Source organism: Leptospira paudalimensis (genome assembly GCF_026151345.1).
GTDB lineage: Bacteria > Spirochaetota > Leptospiria > Leptospirales > Leptospiraceae > Leptospira_A > Leptospira_A paudalimensis.
Genome location: NZ_JAMQPR010000001.1, coordinates 640,119 through 658,059, shown reverse-complemented (window position 1 = coordinate 658,059; position 17,941 = coordinate 640,119). Strand labels below are relative to the sequence as shown.

Here is a 17,941-nt window from a genome sequence, read left to right as displayed (position 1 = left end):
GTTTTGGATTCAAAAAGAACACCACTTTTACGAGAGGAATGGGATCTCGAATTACAAAAAATGTTCGAATCACGTTTTTCACCTAAGTGGAATGCAAATATTGGGGACCGAATTGGCGAAGAGGAATTTCAATTTGTAAAATCCTTTCAGAATGACCTAATCTCTGCAAAAGAACATTCTCTGTATCAGACAAAAGAATCGATCCTCTCCTTTATCGAAACTTACTTCAAATCATCTATATTTTTTAGAAAACAATTGGAAGGGATCCATTGGAAACAAAACTTTGAGTCCATCCCCTTTACAAACCGTGACGACTTACAAACAAACATCGTAGACATTATCCCAATAGATGCCGACCTACAGGATATGGTGATCAATCCCACTTCTGGAACAACAGGAAAACCCATCCTTGCACCAAACCACCCCAAGGCGATTGGATGTTATGTGCCTCTTATTGAATATAGTGTAAGAAAATTTGGAGTAACTCCCATCCATTCTCCAAAGTCCACCTTTGCCATTCAACTTTGTTACCAAGTGAATACAATTGTATATGCCACCTGCCATAGTTTGGCGGGAGGAGCAAAATTTGCAAAAATCAATATCCATCCTAATTCTTGGAACAAAACTACCGATTTACAAAACTTTCTTCTAGAATTTTCCCCACAAATTTTAACGGGAGACCCTTATGCATTTGAATCGGCAATGAAAATGGGTATCAAATACAAACCAGAAGCGATTCACTCCACCGCATTAGAGTTAACACCTGCTTTACGAAATAATCTATCTGAATACTTCCAATGCCCCGTTATCAATTTTTATTCGCTTAATGAAACTGGTCCCATCGCTTATTCCTGTCCCAAAGATCCAGAATGGATGCACCTTTTGCCACATGATTTGTATCTAGAGGTGATCTCCAATCAAACATTCACACCACTCCCCACTGGCAATGTGGGTGAGATTGTCCTCACAGGTGGAAGGAATCCTTACTTGCCTCTCCTTAGGTATAGAACTGGTGACCAAGGAGAAATCCAGTATGGAACTTGCGAATGTGGGGACCATTTTCCTCGCTTACGCCTGTTATCTGGCAGAAAACCAGTGTACTTTCAGAAACCAAACGGGGAAACGATCAATCCAATTGATGTGGCAAGGATTCTCAGAAAAAATCCCATCATTTACCAATTCCAAGTGGAACAAATAACGGACGTAAGATGGGAATGTAGGTTATCACTTTCTGAGGTGATAGGAATAAGTGAATCCAACTTGGAAAAAGAAAAAACGAAAATTAAAGCAGAACTTGAATCCCTTTTTGGAGAAGGATCTCAAGTGAATATAAGCACCAATTTTCCGTTAGATGGAAAAAAACAAATTGTTTTTATCAATTCCTATCTTTCCCAAAGGGAATCAAAATCATGAAACATGGACTCATCTTAGGCAAGTTTTACCCACCTCACAAAGGACATTTGCATTTGATACGGGAAGCAAAAAAACAATGCGACGTTTTGACTGTTCTTGTTTGTTCCTTAAATCAGGAAATCATTCCTGGTGCACTTCGATTTGAATGGATGAAAGAACTCCTGCCAATTCAAAACATAAACATCATATGGGTAAAAGATGAAAACCCACAATTCCCCGAAGACCATCCCCATTTTTGGCAGATATGGAAACAAACCATTGAGTCCCATTCGCCATACCCCATTCATTCTCTCTTTACATCTGAAACCTATGGAGACCCACTAGCATCTGTTTTAGGATGCAAACACATACCTGTTGATATTGGAAGAAACCAAATTCCAATCTCTGCTACAAAAATCCGTGAATTCCCACTGAAGTATTGGGAATACATTCCTGAACCGATTCGACCTTATTTTGTAAAAAAAATTGTACTTACGGGGAGTGAATCGGTGGGGAAAACAACACTAGCGAAAAAACTAGCTGAATTGTTCCAAACCAATTGGATCCCTGAATTTGCCAGAGAATACTTAGAAAAAAAACCAAGTCCAATGGAAGAATCTGATTTTTTACCAATCGCAAAAGGACACTTATTATCAGAGGTCGAAACAACCAAAACTTCCAACGGGCTTTTATTTTTAGATACGGATTTACTTACGACAAAAGTTTATTTGGAACGGTATTACAAGTCAGAAATCCCTTGGCTCACCGAACGAGCGCTTGGTTTACGTTATGATGCCTCTTTATTTTTAGACATCGACATCCCTTGGGAAAAGGACAAATTACGGGACTTAGGTGAAGAAAGAGAGGAGATGAAAACTCGATTTTTAATAGCGATGGAAGAGGCAAAACGAGATTATTTTTTGGTGAAAGGGAATTTTTTAGAAAGAGAAAAACTTGCGATCGAGTTTGTGAACCAAATCAAAGACCAACCAATCAATCCTTTATCATTCACAAAAGAGCAGATTCATTTACGTAAGATTGAATGACTTCACTTGGTAAAATTTCGCCAGTCAATAGATGTTTCATGTCAAAAAGTGTAGTACCTTGGGATTCATTATCGATATTTTTCGGACCTAAGTGTTGTTCGGTATGTTCACCAATGACGAACCTTACTTCCAAAGTAAATCGAGAGTACCCTTGTGTATTATCATTTGTTCCGTGTAAGTGGTGTGATGCGAAGATAAAATAATCTCCAAAATCACCATACACCGAAAGTGGATTTGGATCATTTACTTCCACTAATGGTTGTGGGAATATTTTTTCGCCAATTCGCGGGTGGGTTGTATTCGTTTGGAATCCACCTGTTTCTTTCCAGTGTTCGTATTCAAACAAAGAAGAATTATTTGAAATGGGCTTTTCAAAATAGGATGGATACAATGAAAATCCAGAACCTAACTCAACATTTGTGATCGGAAGCCAAAGGTTAATTTGGTTTTGTGGATTGGCATACCAAGGGTCACGGTGGATGTACTGAACAGATTTTGCGCATTCTAGCGTATGAAATCCATTGGGAACACAACGGAGTCGAAATAAATCTACATACACATCATTTGTATCTACATTCCATTCTTCTAAAATGGGGAACAAAAATCCTTTGATGGAAACATTCTCGTAAATCCTAGAACGGATGTTTGCCATTGAAGTTTGTAATTCAGGATACGCAATTGCGGAGCTTTCAATCGTTGGAATTCCTTTCGAAAATTCTTCTTTGATATAGTTGTGGATTGGGTTTAAAAACGATTTTGATTCGTTAGAAAGAGAACCTTTGTAGGTTTTACCTTGATAAAGGGATAAAATGTCCATTCCTTAATTTTGTGACTGTTTTATCACCATTAAACATTGGTTTGTTTTTTGATTTCATCTTTTAGCTCGATGATACTCATGTAGAGGTTCGCAAAAGTGGTGAGTTGGTTCATCGCATCTTGTAACCCAGCTTTGAAAAGTAAGCCGTTGTCCATATGTTCCCGAAAGATGGTCAGTGGATTTTCACTTTCCATACTTTCTACCGTCTTTTGGTAGGATTCCAAAAGTTCCTTTTTGTCTTCTAAAGACTCAGGAACTTTCCATCCATTGGACAAACGACTCATCGAAATTTAGCGTCCATCGACTTCTAAAAGTTTGGTGGTCTTTACGATCAGACGTGTGACAACATAAAACACAAGTCCAAAACCAAAAAACCAAGTATGAAATGGTTTCCAGATCCCAACAATGTCAACTGCTCGTAAATTTGGTTCTTGGAAATAAATTTGGATTAAATCAAACACCGTAAACACAACGATGATTCCGAACAAACTTGGGTATTCTCGTTTCCAAATGTTACGAAAAGAAAAATCCAAATTCGGTTTTACATAACCCGACAAACGAGGGATAAATGCTGGTGTTTTGTCTGCCCATTTCAAATAAGCATCTTTGAATTTACCACGAAGGAAATATTCTTCAGCGAAGATAATCCTTTCATAATATAAGTAAAAGAACATGATGTAAACTAATGCAAAAGCAAAGTCCCGTAAGATGAGGACAGGTCCCAAATACAGTAAAAAGTTTCCCACATAAAGGGGATGTCTCACAAGAGAGTAAATCCCTGATTGGTTGACGACATCTGCTACTTGTTGTTTTGTATTTCGCCCGGATGTATTTTTGGGAGTGTAACCAATGGTAAAACATCTTACAAAAAGACCTGCTAAACTAACTACAAATGCAGCTGTTAACCAATACAAATTGGACATATAGTTCCCTTGGAAATAAGGAACATACGGTAGATACAGTAAGGAAAGGAACAAAATGACTCCAGGAATGTAGGAGCGCCATCGGAAGAGAAAATTGCCTTGTTGGTTGAGTTCTTCTATAAGTGCCATGTTAAATCGTACTTGCTTCCTTTGATTAAGCTGTCAGCATTCGTCCTATGTCAATCAAATCCTTCATTCCTGCAAAGTTCAATCTCCCTGCTCTTTGGTTTACCGATCTGACACTACCTCTTCTCAACAAATTGGTTCACAATATCGATTCGATTGAAATCTCTGAAAATGACATAAAAACTTTAAAATCCTTACAAAAAGAACGCCTGGTGTACATTTCCAACCATCCTACAACCAAAGAACCGGGTGTTGCCTTCCATGTTGCAAACATTATGGGATCTCGTTTTCATTACATGGCAGCAAGGGAGGTATTTGAATGGGGGTATGGGTTTGTTGGTGATTTTATCCAGTCAATTGGAGCATACTCCGTGTTAGCTGGTGCACCTGACCGCGAATCCTTAAAAGCCTCAAGATCCATCCTTGCAAACAACTCTGGAAAACTAGCTCTGTTTCCAGAAGGGGAACCCACAAGTGGAATGAATGATACCCTTCTGCCCTTCCAACCAGGAGTGGCCCAACTGGGAATTTGGGGACTGGAAGACGCACTCAAACAAGATCCAAATGCAACTATCTGGGTACTCCCTACTTTCATCAAATATAGGATGACGAGTTCCATCCAATCCATGCAACGAGACATCGACCAAAGTTTGACCAGAATGGAAGAGAGGCTCGGAATTTCCAAAATGGGAAAGGACATCGTGCACCGATTTTTATCAGTGGGAAAACGAATGATGGAACGGGAAGAAAAAGAATATGGTGTGCCCGTTGACGAAAGTAAAGCAGATGATTTTGATTACCGATTGGGTCGGATGCGACATGCCATGTTAGATAATATCGCAAGAAAAGCGAACATCCCAAAATGGGACGGAGATGCCAATGCAATCGAAAAACTGAGAAAGATACTCAGTGTTCTCGAAATGGTTTCAGTTGGTATGCCTGATCCCAATGGAGAACTCCCTAGTTTGGAAATGGCAAGGTGGGCAAGGAATGCCGCCACAAAAGCTTACGATTTTATCTCCATCCAAACTGCTTATATCAAAGAATTACCGAGCCCAGAACGCCTGTATGAATTTTTGTACCGTTACGAAAACGAAATTTTGGGTGAAACAAAATCCAGGCCCCACAAAGCAATCGTTAGGTTAGGAAAACCATTTAAGATCAATGACTATCTTGGTTCTTATAAGGAGGACAAAAAGAAAACAATAGACAACATTACCGAACGTCTAAGAGATGAGTTACAATCTATGTTAGTAGATGAAAAGTCCAAATCAAATCCACTATTCCCGAGCCAGTATATTTTTTAATGGAACAAATGTCGTCATCTCAAATTGAGGACTGGTTAAAATCACCTGGTCCCTTGGAATTTTCCGCCTATGGTGCTTCCAAAAATTTAGATGAAAATTTAGTGCAATTACTCGATTCCTTAACAAATAAATACAAAATTGAAAACCTATCTGCGATTCTTTTTACCATTGTCAAAGATTTGATCCTGAATGGATTCAAAGCCAATTTCAAACGATTATTTTTCCAAGAAAACCTACTCGACATCCAATCTCCCGCCGACTACGAATTAGGTGTTCGGATGTACAAAAGCCTCATCCTTTCAGGTAGGGGAAATAGTTTTGAGCCTCTTGCTCGTGAAAAAAATTTGTATGTCCATGTCAAAATCGAACACAATGAAACCCAAATCAAATTTGATATCCGCAACAATTCAATGTTAGTGCGTGGGGAAATGCAAAAAATCAGAAACTCCCTTCTGCATGCACAAAATTACAACGACATCATGGAATACTACATCGAAAGGGGTGATAATTCCGAAGGGGAAGGGATTGGGATCGCTCTTTGTATCATCCTCCTCAAAGGGGAAGGCCTTCCCACAGACCAGTTTCGCATCTACCATGAAGACGGTGAAACCATTGCCCAACTCAGTATTCCGTTAAAGAAAGGCTAGCAGAGAATCCCTGGTTTTCCAACTTGGATGTATGGGCCAAGTGACAGAGACAAAAAACGATTCGATCCCAAAAGTTTTACAAGCCATCATCACAAATGAGACAAACCATGCTCTTTGGCTGAACACACTCTCCCTCCTCGAACACATCGGATCCCGAAAAATCCTTCTCACACAATCAAGCGAAGATACCTCCGAAATGATTCTACGCCATGCCACAGAAGAAGCAAGGCATGCCCTCTTTTTCAAAAAAGCCGCAAGGACGATCCAACCTGAGTTCCGCTCTGGGTACCAAAACTCCTCACTGGTTCGAGGGACTGCTGCAAGAATTTATTTCGCAAAACTAGACACCCTGGTACGCAGGAACTTAAGGAAAGTTTTCCCAGAGGAAAAAACCTTCACTTACCTTGCTTACTTGTACACCACAACCGTGATTGAAAAACGTGCCATGGTCATCTACACCGCGTATGACGAAATTTTGAACGAGTCCGGTTCTCCTATCCGCCTAACCAACCTCATCCTAGAAGAGGAAGGCCATTTGTCCGAGATGAGCGCAGAAATGTTCCGTTTGGACCCAGATGCTTCCGAAAGGCTTGCCCAGTTGGAAGAGGAAGAAGCGAAAATTTTCGCCCGTTTTTGGCGCCAAATCAGCGAATTCTCCCTAAATTAAAAAAGGCTTGCGAAAAAAATCCGAGACTGGTTTCCTTCAACCATCTTCATGCGACATAATACTATTATTGGATCTTTGAGAAAATGGGATTAGAAGTCTTTTTATTGCCTTTTTTGGCGAGTGTAGCCGTGACCATCGGACTCCGTCGTTTGGACAAATCCAATACCAAACTGTCCCAATTAAAGAGGTATGCCTCTAAACTCACGGAAGAAATGCAAGGTGTCGCCCTCCAAAAGATCCAAATGGTCAAGGATGCTGGGATTGATTTGGATATCCTTGTCAAACAATCACGAAAAGTCGCAGAAGACATCCAACATTTAAGTGCCGAATCGAGAGACCTCTTCGAAAAAATCAGAGCAAGCAAAGATTACCTCTCTTCTCTCTCGGGAGAAATGGAACAAATCCAAGATTTGAGTAACCAAGTCCGCCGTGAAAAACAATACATGGAAGAAGGACTCTCCCAAATCAATACCCACAAACGTGAGTTACGTGAAGTATCAGAAGATATGGAAGCACTTCATAACGAATCCATTTCGATGTTAGATACTTTCCAAAACAAATTAAACTTACGTAGTGATGAAATTTTACAATCCGTTGCTCAAAAGATGGTGGAACTCGAAAGCCTACTCGAAACCAAATCAGACTTCCTCGACAATTCCCTTTCTAAAATTGCAGAAACCGCTAGAGAAAAATTATTAACCCATGCTGATGTAATGGTGAATGAAACAGCGGGCCGACTTGACCATGCGAGAAAAGAAATGGATTTACTCCTCGAATCCATGAAGTATGCACAAGGTGACTTGGATGTTCGGCTCACGAAGTTTGAAGACACATCTTCCTTACTTTCAGACAAAGTAGATAAGTTTGATGAAAGGTTAGAAGAAAAATACCAAAGAGCATCTTCCAAAGTAGAAGAGAAAGTATCACTCCTTGAGAAAAAAATCCAAGAACGTTTTGAATCAATCGTAGACCAAGTAAGCCATACCAAAGATTCATTTATGAAAGGTCTAAGCCAAGAAACGGATGCGATCAAACGTGAGATTGAAGACCTCTCTCTCGAAACACTTTCCAAACGAGATGACATCATCAATGAAACCAGAAGGCAAGCGGATGGAATCAACCAAACCATCATCCAATTCCAAGAAAAATACTTAGAAGCAGAGAATAAACTCCTCCGCCAAGCAGACATCCGCAAACAAGAACTCATCCGTGAAATCGAAGCCTTCTCCGAAGAATTTCATAGAATTTCAGAAGAACTCAGAGAAGAAGCAAACACTCTCAAAAAAAGCGCATTACAAGAGTTAAAAGAATTTGATCGTGAACTTGAAACGGTTCGTTCTGGCCAAGAGATGGTGATCAAATCCTCTCTTTTTGAACTCAAAAAAGAGTTAGAAGAGAGAATGCATTCTGATTTCAAAATCCAAAAACATGAAATGGAATCAGATTTAAGTTCTATTCAATCGCAAGTAAAAGAACTGAACGAAACCATCACGGCACAAACCAAAGATGTGGATGAATACGTAGAAGAATTGAAGTCTGCACTCCGCGAATCCGCTCACGAAATCTTAGAAACAGCAGAAGAAAAAGCCAAAGAATCCGAAACCATTGTCACAGAAAAAATCCGTATCGCGAATGCGAATTTAGAACAATTTGTGAGCAAATGGGAAGAAGGACTTGGAAGGATCCGCGAAGACCAAAATTATAGCATTGAAAAACTCCAAGACCGCTTAAAAGAAATCCATGTGGAAGGCGCTGACTTACTTGGTGAATTCCAAAACCAATTCCAAAAAGCAAAATCCAATTTGGAACTTGTAGCCGAATCCAAAACCAAAGAAAGTATCTCGCGATTGGAAGAAGAAGCAAAACTGGCACGAAGTGAAGTCGAAAGGATTCTCAAACACTTAGAAGAATCTGGGGAATCTTTTTTCAATTTACAAGAAGAGAAGATGGATCGTTTGAACGAAACCATCGATTCCAAAATCTCACACCAACTTACCAAACTTCTCGACAAAGGCAATGTCCAACTTGGTCAATTGGAAGAAAAAATTTCGAATCACCTAAATACAGTTCGTCGCAACCTAGAAGAAAGTATCAAACGTTCCAAAGACGAATCCAAAAAACAAATTGAGACTTACCAAAGGGATTACGAAAAATCCTTCAAAGAAATTGCAAAAGAAAGCCAAGATTTCTTAAAGGACAGCCTGAACCGTTTCCATGATCTCAAATATGAAATCCAAAATGGATTAGAATCCTTAAACGAAACCAAAGAAGAAACTTTATCTGGTTTCCAAAACGAACTGGAATCACTCAAAGAAGAAATCTTAACTTTATCGAGTGAACTTGAAACTGTCAAAGAACACTCTGATTTATTTGCATCCGCCAAACAAATTGCAGACGAATCAAACAAAGCAGTGGAAGAAATTTCAGAAGCCTTACGTTCCTTGGAAAAAGGAAAACCAGATTTGGAACTTGTACAATCTGCCATCTCTGAATTCAGCGAAATGAGATCTCAAATCGCAAACGAACTTGAGGCATTGAAAGAAGCACAGTTCCAATCAGAAGACATTGATAAACAAATCCAAATCCTTGCATCCAATTTAGTCCATGTTTCCGAAACTATGGAAGGGTTTGAACAGAGTCTAACAGAGATTACGTCCATCGAATCTCGAGTGACAAATCTTACAAAAGAACAATCCAAAATCGAATCCTTTTTGTCTTCACTCCAAGAGTCACAAGATTCTGTTTTCCATTTGGTGGAAAACTTGGAAGGTCAAAAACACAATGCACGGGAATTACAAGCTCGCCTCGACATCCTCGACCGCGAAATCGACGTGGTGGAAGCGAGAGAAAAAGAACTCACAGAAACCATCCGCCAAGCTGAGAACCGCACTTCTTTCCTTGTGGAACGAGAAGCACAAATTGATTCCGTCGAACGCAAATTTGACAAAATCGAAGAACTGCTAGGTGACCTATCGGACCGCCACCGCCAAATCCTCACCCTGCAAAAACGTTTGGAAGACCTGAAGGATTCCACAAAGGACACCAAGGATGATTTGGAATCCCTCCTTGGGGAAGCAGACGAAACCTTCGAAAAACTCTCCCAATTTTTGGACATTGTGCAAGGAGCGATGCAAAATCCCACCGCTTCCCCCAAAATGGACCGCAAAAATTCGGGAAATCCCTTGGTCGAGCGAAAAAGAGCGACCATCCAGAGCCTTCACGACAACTACCAGTGGTCTTCCGAGGCAATTAGTGAAAAATTAAATATTGAAAAATCCCTCGTGGATACCATCCTCGGAGTTAGAAAGAAATAACCGAGGTATCCATGTCCGAAGAACAAACAGAAACAACGTCGAAAGAATCCCTTATTGTCACTTCTAAAGTGAAAGCTTACATCAAAAGTAAGGGATTTATGACTTCCGGGGATGCCATTGACGGTATCAACGAAGAAATTTACCGTTTGATCGACAAAGCTCTCGAAAGAACTTCTGCCAACAAAAGAACAACGGTTCGGTCGACTGATTTCTAATCCGTGATTTATATCAAAAACAAATCAGAAATTGAAAAGATGAGGAAGGCGGGTAAATTTGCCGCCGAACTCCTCGTTTATTTGGAACCCTTTGTGAAATCGGGTGTTTCCACTTTGGAACTCAACGATATCGCAGAAACCTATACCAAAAAGAACGGACACCGTTCTGCCCCACTCGGTTACAAAGGATTCCCGAAATCCATATGTACATCCATCAACCAAGTGGTCTGCCATGGGATTCCCAAAAAAGAAGACGTTTTACAAGACGGTGACATCGTGAATTTAGATGTCTCTCCCATTGTGGATGGTTACATCGGAGACACTTCCAAAACCTTTATTGTGGGTGGAAAAACCTCTCCCGAAGCTGAAAAACTGGTAGCTGATACCGAAAAAGCCATGTGGATTGGAATCGAACAAATCAAACCGGGGAACCGCATTGATGATATCGGGAACGCCATTGATGATTTTTTAACCCCAATGGGGTATGGAATCGTTCGTGATCTAATGGGCCATGGTGTAGGAAGAAATTTCCATGAAGAACCACAAGTGCCCCACTTTCGTTCTCCCCGAAAATTAGCCAAAATGGAAACAGGTATGATTTTTACCGTAGAACCGATGGTCAATTTGGGAACTTGGGAAGTGAATTTTGATCGTTCTGACAAATGGACGGTCCGTACCAAAGACGGAAAATTATCAGCACAGTTCGAACATACCATCCTTGTCACAGACAAAGGGTATGAAATTCTAACCAAAGTCTGAAGAAAACGTTCTTGCATTCCCCAACCAATTGTCGTCTAATCGAGAGAGAGGATTTCGTATGAAATTAACAGTGAGTTTAGTATCCATTTTATTTTTTGTTACTTCTGCATTTGCCATTTGCCCAGGAAAAGAAAAACGTTCCTGCCCAGGCCATGACAAATTGCTTGAGTGCCCACACGACGGAAAATAATTCCAATGAACCGTGCCATCCTCTTCGTCGATGACGAACAAATCATATTGATGAGTTTGAAATCTCAGCTGAAAAAACATTTTGGGAACGAGTATCGTTATGAAACTGCCCAGAATACAGAAGAGGCATGGTCCATCATTGAAGAATTAGCAGAAGAAGGCATCAATATCCTCATCATCATTTCGGATTGGCTTATGCCGAACCAACGTGGTGATGAATTCTTACGCGAAGTACACAAAACCTACCCCAAAATCAAAAAAATAATTATTTCCGGACACATTGATGAACATTCCCTAAACCAATTAAAAGGGGAAGTGGATCTCCATAGTTTTTTAAACAAACCTTGGTCGGAATCGGATTTAATCAAAAAAGTAGAAGACGCTATAACGAAGATTGCCTAGGTTTTCCTAGGAAACCTCCGTATGTCCCAAAACATTTTAAAAAATACAATCGAAGATTTAGAACTCCTACGTTCAACAGTCCCTTTAGTTCATAATATTACCAACTACGTTGTGATGAATAACACTGCAAATGCACTTCTTGCCATTGGTGCTTCTCCCATTATGGCTCATGCCATTGAAGAAGTGGAAGAAATGGTTACAATTTGTTCGGCAACTGTCATCAATATTGGAACTCTATCAGAACCTTGGATCCAAAGTATGGAAAAAGCAGCTAAAAAAGCTGTCACCATTGGCAAACCATTGGTTTTAGATCCAGTGGGTGCAGGAGCAAGTAACATTCGTAATACGGCAATTCGAAGAATTTTGGATGCAGGACACCCAAGTATTGTCAGAGGCAATGCATCAGAAATTTTATCTACACTTTCATCTTCCGGAAAAACAAAAGGTGTGGATGCAACTGATTCCTCCGAGTCCGCTGTGGACACAGGGAAGTCTTTATCCAATGTCACAGGTGGTGTGGTAGTCATCTCTGGTGCCACTGATTATATCTTAAAAGGCACAATCCAAGCCCAAATCTCCAATGGTGATGCACTGATGACAAAGGTGACAGGCCTTGGTTGTACAGCTTCTGCACTTTGTGGTGCCTTTGCAGCGGTACAAAAAGACCAGTTCCGTGCGGCAACTTCTGCGATGGCAGTGATGGGAATTGCTGGTGAGATGGCAAAAACCAAAACTTCCAGCCCAGGCAGTTTCCAAGTGGCATTCCTTGATGCCCTGTATGAACTGAATGCAGATACCATTAAACAAAGGTTAAATGCAAAATAAAATCCAAGGGGTGTATCTGGTGACAGATAGGCCTCTTTGTATCCACCATCGTTTAGAAGATGTTGTTCGTTTGTCTGCGAATGGTGGAGTTTCCCTTGTTCAACTCCGGGAAAAAGAAACCCCAACCCGAGAATTTTTAGAACTTGCGATCCACTTAAAAAAAATCCTAAGCCCTTTCCAAGTTCCCCTCCTCATCAATGACCGAGTGGATCTCTGTTTGGCATCGGGAGCTGATGGTGTCCATCTGGGCCAATCGGACCTACCGTGGAATGTTGCAAGGAAACTCCTTGGAGAAAGGGCGATCATTGGTCTTTCCATCGAAACAAAAGAAGATTGGGAAAATTTACAAAAAGAAAATCCCAATCCAACTCTCGATTATTTGGCAGTTTCACCCGTATTCGATACAAAAACCAAAACCAATACAAAACCCGCATGGGGCCTAGCAGGTGTTCAATGGCTTCGAGAAAAATCGACTCTCCCGATTGTAGCCATTGGTGGGATCCATTTAGACAATGCAAAGGATGTGATCGAGGCAGGTGCCAATTCACTCGCTGTAGTGAGTGCGATTTGTTCTGCAAAGGACCCGAAACTCGCGACTGAAACCTTACGAAATTTGTTTTAAGTGGATTGGTTTCGGTTCCAAATCGAAACCCCTATTCTTTCGATTGGTGAATCTTGGAAATAAGTTTGGAACTCTTCTTCGGATAACGTCTGTTTCTCTTGGAAGGATGGATCCTTCCAAAATTCCCTGGGTAAAAAACTAGGTTCCATCGTTTCTACTTGGTTTCGTTTGGCGATGCCTTCATTCCAAGGGCAAACCTCTTGGCAAAGGTCACAACCATACACCCAACCCTGTTTATCCCATTTTAAAAAAGAATCTGTGACTTCTGTATGAGTTCTATCTTCGATGGTAAGGTACGAAATACATTTGGATGCATCGAGCTTATATGGTTCCAAGGCATTTGTTGGGCATACATCCAAACAACGCCTACAACTCCCACAATGGTCAGTTGTGGTTTCCTCTGGATTAGTTTCACCTAACTCTAAATCGGTGAGTATGATGGATAGAAAGAAATAAGATCCTAACTTTGGATGGATAAGGTTTGTATGTTTCCCTTGCCATACGATCCTTGATTCTCTTGTGAGAATTTTTTCGGCGATGGGCAAACTATCAACAGATTGGCGGAAATGATTTTGTGGGTACAGTGCCTTCAGTTCTTTTAGGATTTGGTTTCCTTTTTTTCGTAATACAATATGGTAATCAGTACCAAGAGCATAACGAGATACTTTCCTTTGCATACGAGCTAAAAGGCCTTCCCCTTCAGTCGATCGGTAAACAAATCCCAAACAAATGGCCGATGTGGGTTTAAAACCCAAATTCTCAAATCGATTGCGAATGGAAAGAGCATGGTCTTTGGCAAACCAGTCCATATTCCCGTGTTTTTTTTCAGAAATCCACTGGTCCAAATACGCTAGGTCTTTTGCTGGGATTTTCGCTTTTGTAAATCCAACAAAGGAAAATCCTTCTTTTTCACAAAGCGACTTGATTTGAGATTGGATAGGAAGGTGGGATGGTTCCATGGCAAATGAAGAGAATGAAGTGTATCTTACAAAAATCCAAAACCTTTTGCCAAGCCATTTGTTGGTCCAGGTTCCAAAACTCATCCCGCATTTTCAAAAACTAGAAGCCCTGGTTCCTTTGCCAAAAGAATTACCAGATCTCTTAAAAAAAGGGATCTATTTTGCCCTCTTACAATCGGTGGTCCGCCTTTTAAACAGAGAAACGGATCCCCTGTTACCAGAAATTGTTCCTGAATACAAGGAACTCATCCGCACCATTATCGAAACCTATGAAACTCTCAAACCGGAAGTGGAATCAAATTGGTTAGAGGAATGCATCCAGTTTGGAGATAAATCTGCCTACCATTGGGAGTGGAAACATTTTGATTCCAAAGAGTTGTTTTAATACTGATCGGAAAGGTAGTCCTTGCATCACATCCTTTCCTTTTCCAAACTCATTCGGAATTCTTTTGGAATTGGTAATTTTTTCTTTCCTCTGTAATCAAAATACACTTGGACTGTTTTTGCTTTTACATACAAAACATCTGTTTTTTGGTTTTTGATTTCATATGAAAATTCCCAAGAACTATTTCCAATTTGAGAAACCCAAGTATTTACATAGATGGAATCTCCTGGCAAAACAGAAGATACCAAATCCATTTCCACACGTGCTAAGACAAAGGGAATGTCTTCTAAGCTTGTAACAGATAAATAGCGATTACAAAAATCAAGTCTTGCCAACTCTAAATACGCCGAATAACTTGCGTTATTCACTCTTCGCATCGGGTCCATATCATTAAATCGTATTTGGATTTCAGTTCGGATCATCTCTCTGACAAAAATGCTATGACATTCAGATTTGTCACCCTTATCCTAAAATAGAAAGTTTGATTCCAACGGATCGAAACCTTTCTCTTTCTTTTGCTGTTCTCCCAAAAATTGGCTCCAAGGAGTCAGTTTGGATCACATCAGGATCAATTCCCAATGAGACCAAAACTTGGCGGATGTAATGGACCCTTTCTTTTGCCAATTTTCGATTTTTTGCCAAATTGCCCGATGTGTCTGCTGAACCCACAAGTAGTACTGAATCTAACGTTAGTTTTAAAAAAGGGCTCATCCATTCTTTGAGTTTTCGTATTTCCTGATGTTCCAATTTAGATTCTCCCGCAGGGAAATAGACCACACTTTCTACCATTTGGGAGATTGGTTCTATTGTTTGTGATGAGGACAAATTGTACGATGGAGTAACAGTTTTTATCCGCGGTCTGTTTCTTTTTGGCCAAAGCCAATAGAGAAAAACGAACAAACTAACCAAGATTAGGGAAATCCAATACATACACGGATTAGACTAGAAAAAGTGAGATTGGAATCTAACAAACCGCTAGACAATATATTTCCCGTTTGGTAAAATCCTCCTTATGGGTACAACACGATCTAAGATTCTAACCTATGTTTTGTTCTATGTTGTGCTCTTCCAATGCAAACCACCTGAACTGTCCAATGCCTGTGATGGAAAATCAAATGGTTATGCACTTGGTTCACTCATTCGTTTTGTCACTGGAGATCGATCTCCTTCTTGCCTTCCCTCTTTTGATTTCCAGGACCTATGGGGAGTTTTCCAAGCTCCGTCAGGTGATGTGGGTGTGAATGCGATGGCAAGTTACAAAGACCAAATCATCATTGGTGGAAATTTTCAGTTGATGGGACCTTCTACGGGGAGTGCTGCCTTCTTACAAACATCAAATGGGAAAGTGGTACCAAACCGGTATTGTCGTTATCTTAAAATTGTGGGCACTACCTTGATTGCCATCCCCGATGGAGGAGGTGGATTTTATATCGGTGGAGAATTTTATGCCGTCCAAGGGGAAGCTCGGTATGCTGTTGCTCATATCTTACCCGGTTGCCAAGTGGACCGTGTCTTTAAAGTCCCGAGAGATATCACAGATTCTCGTCTCATCTATTCCTTATCATTGAACGGTGAACACTTGTATGTGGGAGGAGACTTTACTTCCTGGGGAGACACATCCCAAAAATACCTAGTTCGATTAAATCGTTATACTGGTGACATTGATACATCGTTTTCAGTCCAAAACATAGATAGTACAGTTTTTGATTTAGATACGATCTTCAATTCTCTTTATGTTTGTGGTGGTTTTTCACAGATAGGTGGTATCACCAAACGAGGAATTGCAAAAGTTTCATTCGCCAATGGTGCTGTCGATACATCGTTTAACCCATCGATTACGACAGGATCTTGTCTTGATTTACATTTCGGAACCGATTCTCAAGGTAGCCCCAATCTGTTTATCGTTGGGGACTTCACTGCACCTAGCAGGAATTATGCTCTATCTGTGACTCCAGACGGAACTTTGACAAATTGGAACCCAAATCCCAATGCACAAGTGAACTCAGTCCAACAATACCAAAACAAAATTTACTTGGGTGGAGGGTTCACAACGATAAACGGTGGAACAGTTGCCTCTTATATGGCTGCTGTAAACCAGGATACTGGCACAATCATCACCAACAATTATGCACTAAATGCATACGTTGCTTCCTTACAAGTCATTGAAAATACTTTGTACATCAGTGGTCAGTTTACAACTGTAAAAGGAATCCCTAGAATTTCAATGGCTTCCCTTGATCTAACAAATGAATCTGTGACTCCCTTTGATCCAAATTTTGAAGGTGTGATCAGTAACCCTGGGTCTACTTTTTTATCTGCCGGGAATGGGATTATATTCGTTACGTCTGACCGATCGACTGTGAATGTAGTACCCAGAAATCATTTTGCAGTCATCGATGAATACACGGGAGCACCTATTGAAGGAACTCCTAACTTTGATTATCCGATCAAATCAATGAATGTGAATGGAAATCGATTGTTTGTGGGAGGAACGTTTACAAATATTGGAGGCCAATCAAGAACTTCCTTTGCCATTTTAGATTTACCCCATTACCAAGTAAGTTCCACGAATATTGTTCTGTCTGGTTCTCCCGAAATCCGTACCATTACAAGTGATGAGTCAAAAGTGTATGCTGGTGGGATCAGTTTAGGCACAGTGAATGGCCAAACAAGAAATGGAGTATTTGCCTTAAACTTATCTGACCTTTCCTTAAGTACTTGGAATCCAGATTTAGGTGGTGGAAGTAGTGGAGAAAGTATCCTCGTTGTGAACGACCTTGTATTCATTGGAGGAAGTTTTACCCAAATCAATGGAGTTGGTGGTTACCAAAATTTACAAGCAGTCGACAAACTGAATGGAACAAGATTGGATATTCCAAGTTCTTCTACTTTACCCGGTGGTCTTGTCTATAGCCTAACTTATGCGAATTCCAAAATTTATATTGGTGGATTTTTTTCCTCTGTGACCGGGGTTGGTACGGTTAATAATGCAGCTGTATACGACCTTAGTACGAAAACATACCTCCAACCAAATCCAGTTTCAGCAGAAAATATGGTTAATTCTGTAAAAGCCTATCCAGATGGAAATGTGTTTTATGGTGGATCCTTTGCAAACATCAACGGAGATACAAAATTCAATACCTTTGGCGTTTACCAATCATCTACCAATTCGATGTACCAATGGAATGCGGGAATTACCAATGTTGTTTACACATCCATGTTTAAAAATGGAAGGTATTACTTAGGTGGGATCTTTAGTGTGGCTCTTCGTGAATTGAATGGAGGGCTCGTCAGAACCACATTAACTGAATGAGAACCAACTTCTCGTTAGTTGGAGTATAAAAAT

The 17,941-nt window shown here is 40.4% G+C and carries 20 protein-coding genes; 14 read left to right on the top strand and 6 right to left on the bottom strand.

What is annotated here, in order from left to right; translation table 11 throughout:
* The first annotated feature begins 3 nt into the window (after positions 1-3).
* Together ND855_RS03050 and ND855_RS03045 are read left to right on the top strand one after the other, a co-directional pair.
* Complete coding sequence (locus ND855_RS03050) at positions 4-1,413, top strand: phenylacetate--CoA ligase family protein (protein WP_265357146.1); 1,410 nt, start codon at positions 4-6, stop codon at positions 1,411-1,413.
* A complete protein-coding gene (locus ND855_RS03045) occupies positions 1,410-2,438 on the top strand; it encodes an AAA family ATPase (RefSeq protein ID WP_265357145.1) in 1,029 nt (342 codons plus the stop codon). The genes ND855_RS03050 and ND855_RS03045 overlap by 4 nt, the downstream gene beginning before the upstream one ends.
* Here the strand turns inward: ND855_RS03045 and ND855_RS03040 are convergent.
* From ND855_RS03040 to lmtA, 3 genes are read right to left on the bottom strand one after another with little or no spacing between them, the layout of a single operon-like run.
* The gene (locus tag ND855_RS03040) at positions 2,401-3,255 is read right to left on the bottom strand and encodes a hypothetical protein (protein ID WP_265357144.1); all 855 of its coding nucleotides are present in this window, start codon (positions 3,253-3,255) and stop codon (positions 2,401-2,403) included. The two genes, ND855_RS03045 and ND855_RS03040, sit on opposite strands and share 38 nt — an antisense overlap.
* Before the next feature lie 29 nt (positions 3,256-3,284).
* Positions 3,285-3,539 (bottom strand): hypothetical protein, encoded by a 255-nt coding sequence (locus ND855_RS03035; RefSeq protein WP_108959421.1) that lies wholly within the window; start codon positions 3,537-3,539, stop codon positions 3,285-3,287.
* Positions 3,540-3,545: 6 nt separating this feature from the next.
* Positions 3,546-4,307, bottom strand: coding sequence for a lipid A Kdo2 1-phosphate O-methyltransferase (gene lmtA / locus ND855_RS03030; RefSeq protein ID WP_265357143.1), 762 nt, complete (start codon positions 4,305-4,307; stop codon positions 3,546-3,548).
* Between the two features lie 47 nt (positions 4,308-4,354).
* Between lmtA and ND855_RS03025 the strand changes: the two genes are divergently transcribed.
* The 10 genes from ND855_RS03025 to thiE all read left to right on the top strand — a co-directional run bounded on the left by ND855_RS03025 (position 4,355) and on the right by thiE (position 13,251).
* Positions 4,355-5,611, top strand: coding sequence for a 1-acyl-sn-glycerol-3-phosphate acyltransferase (locus ND855_RS03025; protein WP_265357142.1), 1,257 nt, complete (start codon positions 4,355-4,357; stop codon positions 5,609-5,611).
* Positions 5,612-5,619: 8 nt separating this feature from the next.
* Positions 5,620-6,258 carry a hypothetical protein gene (locus tag ND855_RS03020; RefSeq protein ID WP_407658696.1) on the top strand — a complete coding sequence of 213 codons (639 nt, stop codon included), beginning with the start codon at positions 5,620-5,622 and terminating at the stop codon, positions 6,256-6,258.
* A 31-nt stretch (positions 6,259-6,289) separates the two neighbouring features.
* Complete coding sequence (locus ND855_RS03015; RefSeq protein WP_265357140.1) at positions 6,290-6,925, top strand: rubrerythrin; 636 nt, start codon at positions 6,290-6,292, stop codon at positions 6,923-6,925.
* An 83-nt stretch (positions 6,926-7,008) separates the two neighbouring features.
* Positions 7,009-10,239: a SpiroCoCo family coiled-coil protein gene (locus ND855_RS03010; RefSeq protein WP_265357139.1), complete on the top strand. Its 3,231-nt coding sequence runs from the start codon at positions 7,009-7,011 to the stop codon at positions 10,237-10,239.
* An 11-nt stretch (positions 10,240-10,250) separates the two neighbouring features.
* On the top strand, positions 10,251-10,454 hold the full coding sequence (locus tag ND855_RS03005) for a hypothetical protein (RefSeq protein WP_002978419.1): 204 nt from the start codon (positions 10,251-10,253) through the stop codon (positions 10,452-10,454).
* A gap of 3 nt (positions 10,455-10,457) precedes the next feature.
* Positions 10,458-11,213 carry a type I methionyl aminopeptidase gene (gene map / locus ND855_RS03000; RefSeq protein ID WP_265357138.1) on the top strand — a complete coding sequence of 252 codons (756 nt, stop codon included), beginning with the start codon at positions 10,458-10,460 and terminating at the stop codon, positions 11,211-11,213.
* A 58-nt stretch (positions 11,214-11,271) separates the two neighbouring features.
* Entirely contained in the window at positions 11,272-11,403 is a 132-nt protein-coding gene (locus ND855_RS02995; RefSeq protein WP_265357137.1) for a hypothetical protein, read from the top strand.
* A gap of 5 nt (positions 11,404-11,408) precedes the next feature.
* Entirely contained in the window at positions 11,409-11,804 is a 396-nt protein-coding gene (locus ND855_RS02990) for a response regulator (RefSeq protein WP_265357136.1), read from the top strand.
* A 21-nt stretch (positions 11,805-11,825) separates the two neighbouring features.
* Positions 11,826-12,629, top strand: a complete 804-nt coding sequence (thiM, locus tag ND855_RS02985) for a hydroxyethylthiazole kinase (protein WP_265357135.1) — start codon at positions 11,826-11,828, stop codon at positions 12,627-12,629.
* On the top strand, positions 12,619-13,251 hold the full coding sequence (thiE, locus tag ND855_RS02980) for a thiamine phosphate synthase (RefSeq protein WP_265357134.1): 633 nt from the start codon (positions 12,619-12,621) through the stop codon (positions 13,249-13,251). Before thiM ends, thiE begins: the two co-directional genes overlap by 11 nt.
* Here the strand turns inward: thiE and queG are convergent.
* Entirely contained in the window at positions 13,248-14,210 is a 963-nt protein-coding gene (gene queG / locus ND855_RS02975) for a tRNA epoxyqueuosine(34) reductase QueG (RefSeq protein ID WP_265357133.1), read from the bottom strand. The genes thiE and queG overlap by 4 nt on opposite strands.
* On the opposite strand from queG, the gene ND855_RS02970 reads away from it, so the two are divergent.
* Positions 14,209-14,595, top strand: coding sequence for an LIC_11502 family protein (locus tag ND855_RS02970; RefSeq protein ID WP_265357132.1), 387 nt, complete (start codon positions 14,209-14,211; stop codon positions 14,593-14,595). The two genes, queG and ND855_RS02970, sit on opposite strands and share 2 nt — an antisense overlap.
* A 26-nt stretch (positions 14,596-14,621) precedes the next feature.
* On the opposite strand, the gene ND855_RS02965 is transcribed toward ND855_RS02970, so the two are convergent.
* Both ND855_RS02965 and ND855_RS02960 read right to left on the bottom strand, forming a co-directional pair.
* Positions 14,622-15,017 carry an acyl-CoA thioesterase gene (locus tag ND855_RS02965; protein ID WP_265357131.1) on the bottom strand — a complete coding sequence of 132 codons (396 nt, stop codon included), beginning with the start codon at positions 15,015-15,017 and terminating at the stop codon, positions 14,622-14,624.
* A 40-nt stretch (positions 15,018-15,057) separates the two neighbouring features.
* Entirely contained in the window at positions 15,058-15,342 is a 285-nt protein-coding gene (locus tag ND855_RS02960; RefSeq protein WP_265357130.1) for an OmpA family protein, read from the bottom strand.
* Positions 15,343-15,607: 265 nt separating this feature from the next.
* Here ND855_RS02960 and ND855_RS02955 point away from each other — a divergent pair, with 265 nt between their 5' ends.
* A complete protein-coding gene (locus ND855_RS02955; RefSeq protein WP_265357129.1) occupies positions 15,608-17,908 on the top strand; it encodes a Kelch repeat-containing protein in 2,301 nt (766 codons plus the stop codon).
* The last annotated feature ends 33 nt before the right edge of the window (positions 17,909-17,941 follow it).

Bases quoted from the DNA above. Each gene is read 5' to 3' on its own strand.
- ND855_RS03045 (WP_265357145.1), top strand. From the start codon at position 1,410: ATGAAACATGGACTCATCTTAGGCAAGTTTTACCCACCTCACAAAGGA.
- ND855_RS03040 (WP_265357144.1), bottom strand. From the start codon at position 3,255: ATGGACATTTTATCCCTTTATCAAGGTAAAACCTACAAAGGTTCTCTT.
- ND855_RS03035 (WP_108959421.1), bottom strand. From the start codon at position 3,539: ATGAGTCGTTTGTCCAATGGATGGAAAGTTCCTGAGTCTTTAGAAGAC.
- lmtA (WP_265357143.1), bottom strand. From the start codon at position 4,307: ATGGCACTTATAGAAGAACTCAACCAACAAGGCAATTTTCTCTTCCGA.
- ND855_RS03025 (WP_265357142.1), top strand. From the start codon at position 4,355: ATGTCAATCAAATCCTTCATTCCTGCAAAGTTCAATCTCCCTGCTCTT.
- ND855_RS03020 (WP_407658696.1), top strand. From the start codon at position 5,620: ATGTCGTCATCTCAAATTGAGGACTGGTTAAAATCACCTGGTCCCTTG.
- ND855_RS03015 (WP_265357140.1), top strand. From the start codon at position 6,290: ATGGGCCAAGTGACAGAGACAAAAAACGATTCGATCCCAAAAGTTTTA.
- ND855_RS03010 (WP_265357139.1), top strand. From the start codon at position 7,009: ATGGGATTAGAAGTCTTTTTATTGCCTTTTTTGGCGAGTGTAGCCGTG.
- ND855_RS03005 (WP_002978419.1), top strand. From the start codon at position 10,251: ATGTCCGAAGAACAAACAGAAACAACGTCGAAAGAATCCCTTATTGTC.
- ND855_RS02995 (WP_265357137.1), top strand. From the start codon at position 11,272: ATGAAATTAACAGTGAGTTTAGTATCCATTTTATTTTTTGTTACTTCT.
- ND855_RS02990 (WP_265357136.1), top strand. From the start codon at position 11,409: ATGAACCGTGCCATCCTCTTCGTCGATGACGAACAAATCATATTGATG.
- thiM (WP_265357135.1), top strand. From the start codon at position 11,826: ATGTCCCAAAACATTTTAAAAAATACAATCGAAGATTTAGAACTCCTA.
- thiE (WP_265357134.1), top strand. From the start codon at position 12,619: ATGCAAAATAAAATCCAAGGGGTGTATCTGGTGACAGATAGGCCTCTT.
- ND855_RS02970 (WP_265357132.1), top strand. From the start codon at position 14,209: ATGGCAAATGAAGAGAATGAAGTGTATCTTACAAAAATCCAAAACCTT.
- queG (WP_265357133.1), bottom strand. From the start codon at position 14,210: ATGGAACCATCCCACCTTCCTATCCAATCTCAAATCAAGTCGCTTTGT.
- ND855_RS02965 (WP_265357131.1), bottom strand. From the start codon at position 15,017: ATGATCCGAACTGAAATCCAAATACGATTTAATGATATGGACCCGATG.
- ND855_RS02955 (WP_265357129.1), top strand. From the start codon at position 15,608: ATGGGTACAACACGATCTAAGATTCTAACCTATGTTTTGTTCTATGTT.